Consider the following 12,603-nt stretch of genomic DNA (forward strand, 5'->3'; position numbering starts at 1 on the left):
AGATCATGTTCGGCAGGCTGAAGGACTGGAGGCGCGTGCCAACTCGCTACGACAGATGTCCGAAGGCCTTCCTCTCAGCAATCGCCCTGGCGGCAACCGTCATCTACTGGCTTTGAAATTCAATGAGTCCAGAGCCCAAAAAAGCAAGGGCGGGCTAACGCCCGCCCTAACCAGTTCACCTGATCGACAAAGCATCCCCTAAGGCGCGCAGCTGTCCCAGCCCTGGCCTGTTTCGCAGGCTTCGAAGAATGCTTTAGCGTTTTTGGTCATACTCATCTGGTTGTCTCCTTTGTCTGAACGCCGAGAACGATCCCCGCGTCTTCGTAGACTAAACATGAACAACGACAGGCTCCGGCGATATCGTTCAGATGAACCACTTGATGCAGGAGGGATGTAGGGTATCCTCTTCCTACATTTGTACGGGGGTAAAATGTCCGAACAGATCGAAGAGGTTGAAACGCTTTCCAAGCGAGAGCAAGAAGTCGCCGCTGCCTATGCTAATGGTGCAAGCTATAAGGAAATCGCCCGCGATCTTGGTATCTCACCAACTACCGTAAGATCTCATCTTCGCACCGTTTACAGCAAGCTGAATGTCACATCGAAAATTGCGCTGGCAAAATTACTGGTCGATCCGGCGGGGCCAGTTGAAAACGCTGACGAGGTCGCGCTGAAAGCCGATCTGGCGCTTGAACTTGATGACGCTATGCGTCGCGAGCGAATGATGGCGGATGTTCTGAACCTCATCAGCCGCCGAGACACCATATTGGAAGAAGTGCTTGATGCTCTTCTCGAATACGCGCTCGACATTTGTGAAGCTGAATTTGGGGTCCTCTTTGAGCATCACGGAGATTTGGCCTTCAGCGAGATGCGTTCGCTCGGAATCACAAAGGGGTTCAGTGACTGGTTCGCCGAACAGGGCGTTTTCACTCCTTCCTCCACCACTGTACTCGGACGGATGGCGGTCAGCCGCGAAGTTGTGAACGTTGTGGACGTGATGGCAGAAGACCCGGCCATTCAGAAAACACCCCTTAGGGTCGCAACGAGGGAGCTGGGCAAAGCCCGGTCCTTCGCGGCTATCCCAATCATCTCGGGTGATCAGTTGATCGGCGCTTTCACAGTCTATCGAACCCGTTTGCATCCATTCAATGACCGCGCACTGGAGCTGGCCCAGGCCTTTGCCGACCAGGCCGCCGTCGCAATTGAAAACGCGCGCCAGATTAGCGCGATGGAGGCACGACTTGCCCAGGCCGCCGCAACCCGCGAAATCCTTGATGCGATCAGCAACGCCAGCGATGATGAAAGCCCTGTATTTGACACAATTCTCAGAAATGCCCGAAAACTATGCGAAGCACCGTTCGCGGCGCTGATCCTGGGTCGCGAAGCGGATGAGTTTCAGACCATGATCGCCCATCATGGAGCTATTCAAAGCACAGAGGACATCTACGCCCAAAAACGGGTTCCAATGGATCCCGAAAAATCTTTCGCAGCCCGTGCAATCATTGAAAAACGCCCGGTCCACCTTCCTAACATGAAGGACACAGATGAATATCGGGCAGGCGTGCCAAATATTGTAGAGGTTTGCGATCTTCAGGGCATTCGCACAAATCTATTTGTGCCTCTGATCAAGGACGGCGAGGGGATCGGTTGCTTTATCATCTTCCGGCACGAAGTCCGTCCATATTCGGATGAACAAATCGCCTTGGTAGAAACTTTTGCCGCACAGGCGGTTATTGCCCTGGAAAATGTGCGCCAGTTTCGAGAACTTCGCGACAGGTTGGAACGTTCTTTTGCAACGCGCGAAATTATGGAAATGATGAGCCGTGTCCGAGAAGACGAACAACCGATCTTCGAGGCCATACTCGATAATGCGACCCGACTATGCGGGGCTCCGAATGCATCATTGATCCTGGGCCGAGAAGGCGATGCTGCGCAGGTTATGGCTGCGAACCGCGGTTCTACACCTGAGACGCTCGCCCACTATCATAGTGGCGCGGTTCCAATGGACCCGGCAGACTCACTGGTTGCGCAGGCTATAGTTGAGCAGCGCACGATCCTGATTGACGACATGCGAGAGACAGAAGGGTATCGTTCCGGCCATGACCGCTATGTCATGCTCGTTGAACGACAGGGCATCCGTACTAACCTCTTCGTTCCTCTTTTGAGTCCTGACGGTGGCGTCGGCTGCTTTATTCTCTGGAAGACAGAAAAAGAACCGTTCACTGCTAGCCAAATATCCCAGGTTGAGACATTCGCCGCACAGGCCGCCATCGCGCTTGAAAATGTACGTCAGTACAAGGCGCTCGAAGCGCGCACGGCTGAGGTTCAATCCTTGAATACTTCGCTTGAGGCGAAGGTTGCGGAACAGGTTGATGAGATCGCGCGGATCGGTCGACTAAAACAGTTCCTTTCTCCGGCCGTGGCCGAGACGTTTGTATCTTCGGGAGATGAACAAGGCTTATCCTCCCATCGCGCACTGATCGCCACGTTGTTCTGCGACATTCGAGGTTTTACGGCCTTTTGTGAGACTGCAGAACCAGAAGAGACCATTGAGGTTTTGCAAGCATATCACGAGCAAATGGGTGTGCTGATCTCGGAATTTGGCGGAGGCGTCGATAAGCGAATGGGCGACGGGATTATGGTTATCTTCAACGACCCGCTGCCATGCGACGACCCCGCCGGAGATGCTGTACGGCTAGCCATAGCAATGCGGGCGAAAATGCGCGAGCTCACTGCGAAGTGGAAGAAGCTTGGCCACCGGCTCGGGTTCGGAGTAGGAGTTTCACTGGGTTACGCTACGGTAGGCATGGTCGGCTCTGCCGGACGATTCGACTACACGGCGTCTGGAACCGCCGTGAACACTGCAGCTCGACTCTGCGACATCGCCAAAGACGGAGAAATCCTGATCTCACCACGCGCTTGGGCGGCCGTCGAAGATAACATTGAAGCGGAAAGCCGTGGCGCATTTGAAATGAAAGGCATCCGCGAACCGATGGAAGTGTTCGCAATTTCGGACTCGTGACCAACGTTACCTAGGCTCACCGCCGGACGCAAAGGTACTCATTTTCTCTAGTCAATGTTCGCCTAATCCAACGTATGTCTAATCCTTGGTGGTTTCGTTGAGCCAGAAACCATGTCTTATCAGATACCCGGCAGATCAGGAGCGAGTTGCTGTTAGATTTTTCAAAAAATGGTTCGTATTTATGCGAGGTTTTATCGCTGCCAGCGTTGGCGAAAGCGGTTGCTGACGCAATCGTGTTGAACGGTGGCAGCGATACGCAGACTGTGAGGCTGGGAGTAACCAAATTTCGCTACTGCAGCGAATGTCTCCTCCGGCGGGCCGCACCGCAGCGGCGATACTCGTTGCCCAACGGCAGGATTGGTCCGGCCTCATCAACATGCGCCGAGCAAGTTAGGTCGATGCTGCGCCGCCTCTGAGGTCAGCGGTGAGCCCATACATACTGTTTTCTGCATCGTGGCGGACGTCTGGGTCTGTTGAGAATGCCATCTTGATGATTCAGGTTCCCTAAGCAAAGCTTAGAGGAAATGTTTGGAGGAAGGCTTGGAGCTATTCAGGGATGATGCAATCAGAGACCTATGGAAAAGATCCCGGCTGATCGTGTGGCCTGATCTCTATCGTATGGTGAGTTTCGATCCGAAAGATCAAGCAAATGCTCTAGAATTGGTCGCGAGGGTAACACTAGTCGACCACTATGTTTCAATTATTTGCGATCAGCATGAAGTCGCGGTGATCCTACCCGATACTATCTGGAATGACAGGAATGCGTCGGTCAATTGTCTTGATAGCCACGGGCCGCTCGTCTGTCTTACGTTTGATGATCCGCTCGACATTGAAGTTGCGGGCTATCTTCAACCTGCCGTGAATTGCTTAGCTGACGCCGGGATATCTATCGTTCCGCAATGCGCGTTGATCTACGATCATATTCTGGTCAACGAAAAGGACCGTGATGCAGCAATTTGCGCGTTGACCGAACTAAGGCAAAAAGCCGTATCTTACGAGACCTATTCCATGTAGCGGCAACAAACGACCTACCGTCACATTATTCGGGTGTGATGGCGCGCGAATCCGGTGCAGCGTCAAGATTTCAATTGGATGGAAGGCCGGGATCCGTCACCTGTATGCTTGTCCGTTTCGACACATTAACCCACCAATCGGCAAGTGCTGCATGGCGGCTCAACGCATCCGCGCCTTCTGGCGCCTGAGCAAAGTATGCGATCATCGGTGCAAGATGGCAGTCTGCAATTGTGAAGTTTCGGCCATCGAGGACAAGCCCTTCGACCGCAATTGTATTCAATGCGTCCAATACAATCTGAGCGGCTTCGAGCCCCGTTACAATCTCGGTTTCGTTGACTTGCTCCCCCGCTATAGGGTGAAAAACTCTGTGGGCGAAGACCTGCCGGACCATCGGGCGATAACCATAGCTGTCTACAATCGAAATAACCTGTGCAACGCGCGCTAAATGTTCCGGTGTGACAGGAACGAGTTCCGGTCCATCAAAGGCGGCGTCCACGTAGCGAGCGATTGCCGACGTTTCATAAACATCGAACGTGCCATGGCTAAGCACAGGAACGCGACCGAACGGTTGTAGCTTCAGGTATTCCTTCGGAATATCAGAAGCGAAGGGGTCGATTTCCTTGATCTCATAGTCGACGCCCTTTTCGTTTAAAACCAAGCGAGCAATGCGATTATAAACACTATAGCGGTATCCATGAAGAACGACTGAATTGCACATACCTTCTAGTATCATCGTGACGCACATGAAAAAAGCGGCTCACACTAGAGGATTTATCTGTTATTTGAAGCGGACGTTCAGGATTAGCGCATCTATTGCAGCAATGTCCGCGGTCCAGTCCTCCTTCGGCCTTCCGGCTTTGCGCTTGCAGCGAACGTCTCCTCCGACGGGCCTCACTGCAGCATCGCTAATTGTCGGGCAATAGCAGCTCAGGGCCGTTCGTTCAAAAATTGAGACTTGAACTGGCAACACTTCAGACTACCAGAGGTAACATTAGTTGGCGGAAAGGTAAGTTAACTGGTCAAAAGGCAAATTTTCTCTGCATTTGACAACTTGTTTTATTGGTCGGAGTGAGAGGATTCGAACCTCCGACCCCTGCCTCCCGAAGACAGTGCTCTACCAGGCTGAGCTACACTCCGACCGTGGCGGGTGATCTATACGTGGCGGTTCTGATGCGCAAGAGGTTTCTGTGAAGCGGCAACCTGAATCTTTTGGCTCCAAAACAGATAAGAACTAAGGCAACACCCCAGGTGTTCAATCACGGCAACGGATCGGTTTTGTACAGGCGAATTTTGGTGCCGCCATGGTTTACCACCGGACCTGGCGTCAGAAAAGGCAGGCGAGTGGCCCGAGCTAGCCCGGGAGAACTGGTAATTACGCCAACACGCCAACCCCGGAAGCGGTTCATCAGAGTTTTTCCCATGGCGCCATAGACCGATCGCAAGCGTTTTTCATCGCCAATTCGCGCCCCATATGGTGGGTTCACAATAACCAACCCTGCAGATCCTTCGGAGGGTTTGATGTCACTGACGGAACGCTGTTGAAACCGAGTCAAAGTGCCGACATTCGCCCTTTTGGCATTGGCAGTCGCCGCATCAATTGCGCCGTTGTTGCGATCGGAGCCGTAAAAGGTGAGAGCGCATTCTGCCGTGTTTGATTCTCTTCGCATCTCTTGCCACTTGTCAGGATCGAAACCTGCCAGTTCTTCGAATGCAAACCTGCGGGATCGACCGGGACACAGACCCAGTGCGATCTCGGCGGCCTCGATCACGAATGTGCCTGACCCGCACATGGGGTCCAGTACAGGTTCATCGCCCGAGTAACCGCACTCTCTCAGGAACATGGCGGCCATTGTCTCGCGCATCGGGGCTTTGGCAATTGCTTCCTTGTGGCCGCGCTTGTGCAATAGCTCACCAGAGCTGTCGACAGAGATCGTGCAAATGTCTTTCTCGATTCGCAGCAAAATCCGAAGGCGCGCGTCGGGTGAAATCGGAGAGCCCAGTGTTTCGCTTATTGCCCGCTCGATCCTCTGACGAGCTGCGCCGGCATGGTAAATTCTGGACTTGCGGCTGGTGGCTTCGACTTTGATCGGTACATCGGGGCGCAAGACATCACCCCAAGGGAACTTGCGTGCGCGTTTATCCAATTGGGCAAGATGCACAGCCGGGAAACTGCCCAATCGCACCAAAACTTTGTTGGCACCTCGCAGTGTCAGGTTGGCACGCCAGACGTCGGACCACGAACCGCGGCACGTCACGCCACCCGGTACAGTTCTGACCTGTGCGAATCCGTTTGACTGCGCCTCGTCGCAAAGAGGTGTTTCCAGGCCCGGCGTCGCCACCAGAAAGATTTCCAAGTCTGTGTCATTTTCCATTCCGGTTGCTTACACTGGAAGTTCGGTGGGTGCGACACGCAATTTTCCACGACGGATTCGGAAGATATGATCGGTAAAACGCAGGATTCTGTGGATCATTCTTTAGTTTTGGCGGTAACAGGTTTGCGTTTGTGACCTTCCCCGCGTAAAGGGTCCATGATCGGAAATACGCCTGCGGATTTTGGACCGTTTTCGACGCTTTTGCGACGGAGGCTAAAAAAAACCGAGCTATTGCATGACCCCGAAAGGGCGTTGGCAGAGCTGGCGCAGACAAAGAGGCTTGGAAGAACGTAGCAACATGCAAACTTTCAAACTGAAAAAAGGGCTGGATCTGCCGGTGGAAGGCGCTCCTGACCAGACCATTCATCCGGGTCCGGAATGTTCGACTGTTGGCGTACTGGGCGGTGATTACATCGGCCTGAAGCCCAAGATGCTGGTACAGGAAGGCGACAGTGTTAAGCGTGGCGCACCGCTATTCTGTCACAAGGATGCTCCTGACGCGATGATGGTCGCACCGGTCAGTGGCAAAATCGTCGCCATTAACCGGGGTGCCCGCCGGGTGCTGCAGAGCGTTGTGATCGAAGTATCCGACTTCAACGACACTGGAGTGGATTTCTCGGGCGTGGGTGATGCGGATAGCGCTGCCGGCGTGACCACCAAGCTGTGCGCTGCCGGCCTTTGGACTTCTTTTCGCACGCGACCCTATTCGAAAATGCCGGAACCGGGTGTTAAACCGCATGCGATTTTTGTCACAGCTATGGACAGTGACCCGCTGGCCGCTGACGCCGCCACGATCATTGCCGAAGCACCCGAAGCTTTTGCCGCCGGGCTGGCGACAGTCAGCGTGCTGACCGAGGGCAAAACCTATCTTTGCCAGAAAGAAGGTGACACAATCCCTGGCACAGACGTTGCCGGTGTCGAAGCAGCTTCGTTTGGCGGCCCGCATCCATCTGGACTGGCCGGAACGCATATTCACTTCCTCGAACCACTTGCAGGTGACAAGCAAGTCTGGACCATCGGATATCAGGACGTCATCGCAATTGGCCGCCTGATGCAGACCGGACATCTGGACCCGAATGTCGTGATTGCTTTGGCCGGGCCCGGTGCCCGTCAACCGCGTTTGATCCGCACAGTGATGGGCGCGTCCACCGACGATCTGACCCGCGACGAAGTCAATTTGGACGGCACACCCCGTATCATTTCGGGCTCGATCCTGTCTGGCCAACACGCTGACGGTACAACCGCGTATCTGGGCCGGTTTGCGCGTCAGATCAGTATTATCCGTGAAGATCCCGATCAAATCCCGATGGGCTGGATTCGTCCGATGCCGTCGAAGTATTCGGTCCAGCCTGTTTTGGGTTCGGCATTCGCCAAGAAGCTGTATGCCTTCACATCCAACCTGAACGGCGGTCGTCGTGCGATGGTGCCGACAGGCGTTTTCGAAGAACTGATGCCGCAGGACTACCTGCCCACTCAGTTGCTGCGGGCACTGCTGGTTATGGATACTGACACGGCCCAGGCTCTGGGTGCGCTGGAGTTGGATGAAGAGGATCTGGGCCTTGTGGGCTTTGCCTGTCCGGCAAAATATGAATACGGGCTGGCGCTCCGCGACTGCCTGACCAAGATTGAAAAGGAGGGCTGATCCTAATGGGTTTGCGCAGCTTCTTCGATCGGATCGAGCCGAACTTTACCAAGGGCGGCAAGTACGAGAAGTATTTCCCCATCTATGAGATGGTGGAAAGCTTTATCTACACTCCGAAAACCGTGACCACCGTCGCCCCTCATGCGCGGTCTTACGTGGATATGAAGCGGATCATGACTTACGTCGTGATCGCCACGATCCCCTGTATCTTATGGGGAATGTGGAACACCGGTTATCAGGCCAATTCTGCCATTGCTGAGCTTGGGCCAGATTCGGCCACAGGTTGGCGGATTGCCATTCTGCAGACATTCGGCATCGCGCTGAACCCGGACAGCATCTTTGCCAACGTCATGCACGGGCTGATGTATTTCCTGCCTATATATATTGTCACGCTGGTGGCGGGCGGCATCTTCGAGGTTATCTTCGCGACCGTTCGCGGGCACGAGGTGAACGAAGGTTTCCTTGTTACATCAATGCTGTATACGCTGATCATGCCCGCTACCACGCCTCTGTGGCAGGTCGCATTGGGGATTATCTTCGGTGTCGTGATCGGCAAGGAAGTGTTCGGAGGAACCGGTAAGAATTTCCTCAACCCAGCATTGGTCGGACGCGCCTTTCTGTACTTCGCATATCCCGCACAGATGTCGGGCGATGCGGTCTGGACTCCGGTTGACGGGTTTTCCGGCGCAACGGCTCTGGCGGTCTCGGCGGCGGACGGCGTTCAGGCTTTGGCCGCAGATGGCATCACTTGGTCGAGCGCGTTCTTTGGTCAAATACAGGGCAGTTTTGGCGAGACATCAACACTCGCCTGCATGATTGGTCTGGCCTTCTTGCTGATGACAAAGATCGCCAATTACCGGCTGATTGTCGGCTGTTTGGCCGGAACCATCGGCTTTACCCTGTTGCTGAACCTGATTGGTTCGGACACGAACCCGATGTTCGCAATGCCATGGTACTGGCATATTGTGCTGGGTGGTTATGCCTTTGGTCTGGCCTTTATGGTGACGGAACCGGTTTCGGCCAGCCACACCAATGTCGGTCGCTATATTTACGGCGCATTGATCGGTGTCATGGTTGTGATGATCCGCGTGATCAACCCGGCTTTCCCTGAGGGCATGATGCTGGCAATCCTATTCGGGAACGTTTTTGCTCCGCTGATCGATTACTTTGTCGTTCAGGCCAACATCAAACGGAGGGCGCGTCGCCATGTCTGATACGCAATCCCAAGAACCTAAAGGCGCACTGGCCAAATTCCTCGCGGCCTCACCGGATTCAGTTGGCAAGACGATCTTCATCGCCGTCGCCGTCTGTCTGGTCGCCTCGATGGTTGTTTCCGCAGCTGCAGTCAGCCTGCGCCCCGTGCAAGAGGCCAACCGCCTGAAGGACAAACAAGTCAACGTTCTGCAAGTGGCGGGCGTGTTCGAGCCCGGCATCGACGTGACCGAAGCTTTCGCCGCGTTCGAACCCCACGTGCTGGAACTGTCCACCGGCAATTTCGTCGACAATCAGTTTGACCCTGCCACCTTTGACGACATCGCCGCCGCCAGCGACCCTGAGCTGAGTGTCGCGCTTGACAACGACCCCGCTGGTATCGGGCGCAAGTCCAAGTACCGCGTAATCTATTTGCTGCGCGACGAGGCGGGTGATCTGGACAAAGTGATCCTGCCGCTGCACGGCTATGGTTTGTGGTCGACTCTCTACGGTTTTATCGCGCTTGAGAATAACGGCAACGATATCTATGGCCTGCAGTTCTATCAGCATGGTGAAACTCCGGGCCTTGGCGCCGAGGTGGACAACCCACGCTGGAAAGCCTTGTGGAACGGCAAGAAGCTGCGTGACGATGCCGGTGATCTGCAAATCACCGTTGCCAAATCGCAGCCTGCTGCGGGACCAGACTTCTATGTCGATGCGCTGGCCGGAGCCACACTGACTTCCGTTGGTGTCGATAACCTCGTGAAATTCTGGATGGGCGATGCGGGCTACGGTCCCTTCCTGGCCAAACTGCAAGCAGGAGAGATTTGATGTCCCAGACCAAAAAGGAAATGCTGGTCGACCCGCTTGTCGACAATAACCCGATCACCCTGCAGGTGCTTGGCATCTGTTCGGCACTGGCGGTGACATCATCGCTGCAGGTGTCTTTCGTGATGGCGCTGGCGGTAACTTTTGTAACATCGTTTTCTTCCTTCTTCATCTCGTGCCTGCGCAACCAGATCCCGGGCTCGATCCGGATCATTGTCCAGATGGTGATCATCGCCTCGCTGGTGATTCTGGTCGATCAGGTCCTCAAGGCTTACGCCTTCGAGATTTCGAAGACCCTTTCGGTCTTCGTTGGCTTGATCATCACAAACTGTATCGTGATGGGCCGCGCCGAGGCGTTTGCGATGAAGAACCCTCCGGTCGCGTCTTTCATCGACGGACTGGGCAACGGTATGGGCTATGGTCTGATTCTGCTGCTGGTCGGTTTCATCCGTGAGTTGTTCGGGAATGGCTCGTTATTTGGTGTCACCATTCTGGAGACTGTCAACAACGGTGGCTGGTACGTGCCCAACGGCATGTTGCTGCTGCCGCCGTCAGCATTCTTCATCATCGGTCTGATCATCTGGGCCTTCCGCACATGGAAGCCGAACCAGGTTGAAGAACGTGAATACAAAATCCAGCAGGTAGAGGCGCACTGATGGAAGGGCTTATCTCTCTGGCCGTAAAGGCCATCTTTGTCGAAAACCTTGCGCTCAGCTTCTTTCTCGGGATGTGTACTTTCATCGCCGTTTCAAAGAAAATCTCGACTGCGCTGGGTTTGGGGATTTCGGTCATGGTCGTTCAAGCCATCACCGTGCCCACCAACAACCTTTTGCTGACCTACTTGCTGAAGCCGGGTGCGCTGGCCTGGGCCGGGTTCCCGGATGTGGATCTGACCTTCCTTGGCCTGATCTCTTATATCGGCGTGATCGCGGCAATGGTGCAGATCCTTGAGATGATTCTGGATAAGTACTTCCCTCCACTCTACAACGCGCTGGGGATCTTCCTGCCGCTGATCACAGTGAACTGCGCCATCCTTGGCGGATCTCTGTTCATGGTGGAGCGTGACTATAACTTTGCCGAGGCGGCGACTTATGGCCTGTCCTCCGGCTTTGGCTGGGCACTGGCAATCACGGCGATGGCCGGCGTACGGGAAAAGCTGAAATATTCGGATATTCCTGACGGTCTGCAAGGCCTGGGCATTACTTTCATCACCGCAGGTCTGATGGCTATGGCCTTCATGTCCTTCTCGGGCGTGAAACTGTAAGGAGGCGTCGATGGAAACCTTTACCCTAGGCGTAGCTCTTTTCACTGTAATCGTTCTGGCGTTGGTGGCTATTATCATGGCCGCACGCTCCAAGCTGGTTTCGACTGGCAACGTCAACATCACGATCAACGGCGAAAAAACCATTTCCGTTCCTGCGGGCGGCAAGCTGCTGCAGACGCTGGCGGCCGAGAAGCTCTTTGTTCCTTCGGCCTGCGGCGGCGGCGGCACCTGTGCGCAATGTCGCGTGCGCGTGCATTCGGGTGGTGGGTCGATCCTGCCAACCGAAGAAAGCCATATCACTAAACGTGAAGCATCATGCGGTGACCGTCTGTCCTGTCAGGTCGCTGTGAAACAGGACATGGACATCGAAGTCCCTGAAGAGGTTTTCGGCGTCAAGAAATGGGAATGCACGGTTCGCTCGAACGACAACGTTGCAACCTTCATCAAGGCGCTGACGCTGGATCTGCCCGAGGGCGAGGATGTGAACTTCCGCGCCGGTGGCTACATCCAGATCGAGGCCCCTGCGCACCAGTTGAAATACACCGATTTCGACGTGCAGGAAGAATACCGCGAAGATTGGGATCGCTTCAATCTCTGGCAGTATGAATCCGTGGTGGCCGAACCGATTGAACGCGCCTATTCGATGGCCAACTATCCGGATGAAAAGGGCATGATCATGCTCAATGTACGGGTTGCCTCACCGCCTCCGGGCTCCGAAGGTATCCCTCCGGGTCAGATGTCGTCGTACATCTTCAACCTGAAGCCGGGCGACAAAGTCACCATCTCAGGTCCGTTTGGCGAGTTCTTTGCACGCGAGACAGAAAAAGAGATGGTCTTCATTGGCGGCGGTGCCGGTATGGCACCTATGCGCAGTCACATTTTTGACCAGCTCAAGCGCCTAGAGAACCGCAACCGCAAAATCAGCTTCTGGTACGGTGCGCGGTCGAAGAAAGAGATGTTCTTTGTCGAAGATTTCGACACACTGGCCGAGGAATTCGACAATTTCGAATGGCACGTCGCCCTGTCTGACGCCCAGCCAGAGGACGATTGGAAGGGCTATACTGGCTTCATCCACAACGTCCTGTTCGAAGAATACCTCAAGAACCACCCCGCGCCAGAGGATTGCGAGTTCTACATGTGTGGCCCGCCGATCATGAACCAGTCGGTCATCAACATGCTGCTGGATCTGGGTGTGGATCGCGAAGACATCATGCTCGACGATTTCGGCGGGTAAGAAACCAAAAGCCGGCGCTGACTGCGCCGGTTTTTTTCA

Annotated in this window: 10 protein-coding genes, 1 tRNA gene and 1 pseudogene; 9 read left to right on the plus strand and 3 right to left on the minus strand. The window is 54.7% G+C overall.

Annotated features, from left to right (window positions below; translation table 11 throughout):
- From ACR0K5_RS18415 to ACR0K5_RS18425, 3 genes and pseudogenes are all read left to right on the plus strand, one after another.
- Window positions 1-116: pseudogene (locus tag ACR0K5_RS18415) on the plus strand (IS5/IS1182 family transposase); the annotation flags it as partial.
- A 314-nt stretch (window positions 117-430) separates the two neighbouring features.
- The gene (locus tag ACR0K5_RS18420; protein WP_480631108.1) at window positions 431-3,019 is read left to right on the plus strand and encodes a GAF domain-containing protein; all 2,589 of its coding nucleotides are present in this window, start codon (window positions 431-433) and stop codon (window positions 3,017-3,019) included.
- 726 nt (window positions 3,020-3,745) lie between these two features.
- Complete coding sequence (locus ACR0K5_RS18425) at window positions 3,746-4,033, plus strand: ACT domain-containing protein (protein WP_480631109.1); 288 nt, start codon at window positions 3,746-3,748, stop codon at window positions 4,031-4,033.
- A gap of 70 nt (window positions 4,034-4,103) precedes the next feature.
- On the opposite strand, the gene ACR0K5_RS18430 is transcribed toward ACR0K5_RS18425, so the two are convergent.
- From ACR0K5_RS18430 to ACR0K5_RS18440, 3 genes are all read right to left on the minus strand, one after another.
- Entirely contained in the window at window positions 4,104-4,778 is a 675-nt protein-coding gene (locus tag ACR0K5_RS18430) for a glutathione S-transferase family protein (RefSeq protein ID WP_480631110.1), read from the minus strand.
- Window positions 4,779-5,093: 315 nt separating this feature from the next.
- Window positions 5,094-5,170 (minus strand) — tRNA-Pro (locus ACR0K5_RS18435).
- A 119-nt stretch (window positions 5,171-5,289) separates the two neighbouring features.
- Entirely contained in the window at window positions 5,290-6,405 is a 1,116-nt protein-coding gene (locus ACR0K5_RS18440; protein ID WP_480631111.1) for a THUMP domain-containing class I SAM-dependent RNA methyltransferase, read from the minus strand.
- Between the two features lie 298 nt (window positions 6,406-6,703).
- Here ACR0K5_RS18440 and ACR0K5_RS18445 point away from each other — a divergent pair, with 298 nt between their 5' ends.
- The 6 genes from ACR0K5_RS18445 to nqrF are packed head-to-tail and all read left to right on the plus strand — an operon-like array spanning window position 6,704 to window position 12,564.
- Window positions 6,704-8,047 (plus strand): Na(+)-translocating NADH-quinone reductase subunit A, encoded by a 1,344-nt coding sequence (locus ACR0K5_RS18445; RefSeq protein WP_480631112.1) that lies wholly within the window; start codon window positions 6,704-6,706, stop codon window positions 8,045-8,047.
- Between the two features lie 5 nt (window positions 8,048-8,052).
- The gene (locus ACR0K5_RS18450) at window positions 8,053-9,261 is read left to right on the plus strand and encodes an NADH:ubiquinone reductase (Na(+)-transporting) subunit B (RefSeq protein ID WP_480631113.1); all 1,209 of its coding nucleotides are present in this window, start codon (window positions 8,053-8,055) and stop codon (window positions 9,259-9,261) included.
- Window positions 9,254-10,069: a Na(+)-translocating NADH-quinone reductase subunit C gene (locus ACR0K5_RS18455; RefSeq protein ID WP_480631114.1), complete on the plus strand. Its 816-nt coding sequence runs from the start codon at window positions 9,254-9,256 to the stop codon at window positions 10,067-10,069. Before ACR0K5_RS18450 ends, ACR0K5_RS18455 begins: the two co-directional genes overlap by 8 nt.
- Window positions 10,069-10,722 (plus strand): NADH:ubiquinone reductase (Na(+)-transporting) subunit D, encoded by a 654-nt coding sequence (locus ACR0K5_RS18460; protein ID WP_155145536.1) that lies wholly within the window; start codon window positions 10,069-10,071, stop codon window positions 10,720-10,722. Before ACR0K5_RS18455 ends, ACR0K5_RS18460 begins: the two co-directional genes overlap by 1 nt.
- Entirely contained in the window at window positions 10,722-11,330 is a 609-nt protein-coding gene (gene nqrE, locus ACR0K5_RS18465) for an NADH:ubiquinone reductase (Na(+)-transporting) subunit E (RefSeq protein WP_171173115.1), read from the plus strand. Before ACR0K5_RS18460 ends, nqrE begins: the two co-directional genes overlap by 1 nt.
- A 10-nt stretch (window positions 11,331-11,340) precedes the next feature.
- The gene (gene nqrF / locus ACR0K5_RS18470) at window positions 11,341-12,564 is read left to right on the plus strand and encodes an NADH:ubiquinone reductase (Na(+)-transporting) subunit F (protein WP_480631115.1); all 1,224 of its coding nucleotides are present in this window, start codon (window positions 11,341-11,343) and stop codon (window positions 12,562-12,564) included.
- Window positions 12,565-12,603 lie beyond the last annotated feature (39 nt).

This window comes from Ruegeria sp. AB9, assembly GCF_056542585.1.

Bases quoted from the DNA above. Each gene is read 5' to 3' on its own strand.
- ACR0K5_RS18460 (WP_155145536.1), top strand. From the start codon at position 10,069: ATGTCCCAGACCAAAAAGGAAATGCTGGTCGACCCGCTTGTCGACAAT.
- ACR0K5_RS18430 (WP_480631110.1), bottom strand. From the start codon at position 4,778: ATGTGCGTCACGATGATACTAGAAGGTATGTGCAATTCAGTCGTTCTT.
- ACR0K5_RS18420 (WP_480631108.1), top strand. From the start codon at position 431: ATGTCCGAACAGATCGAAGAGGTTGAAACGCTTTCCAAGCGAGAGCAA.
- ACR0K5_RS18445 (WP_480631112.1), top strand. From the start codon at position 6,704: ATGCAAACTTTCAAACTGAAAAAAGGGCTGGATCTGCCGGTGGAAGGC.
- ACR0K5_RS18455 (WP_480631114.1), top strand. From the start codon at position 9,254: ATGTCTGATACGCAATCCCAAGAACCTAAAGGCGCACTGGCCAAATTC.
- ACR0K5_RS18450 (WP_480631113.1), top strand. From the start codon at position 8,053: ATGGGTTTGCGCAGCTTCTTCGATCGGATCGAGCCGAACTTTACCAAG.
- ACR0K5_RS18440 (WP_480631111.1), bottom strand. From the start codon at position 6,405: ATGGAAAATGACACAGACTTGGAAATCTTTCTGGTGGCGACGCCGGGC.
- nqrE (WP_171173115.1), top strand. From the start codon at position 10,722: ATGGAAGGGCTTATCTCTCTGGCCGTAAAGGCCATCTTTGTCGAAAAC.
- nqrF (WP_480631115.1), top strand. From the start codon at position 11,341: ATGGAAACCTTTACCCTAGGCGTAGCTCTTTTCACTGTAATCGTTCTG.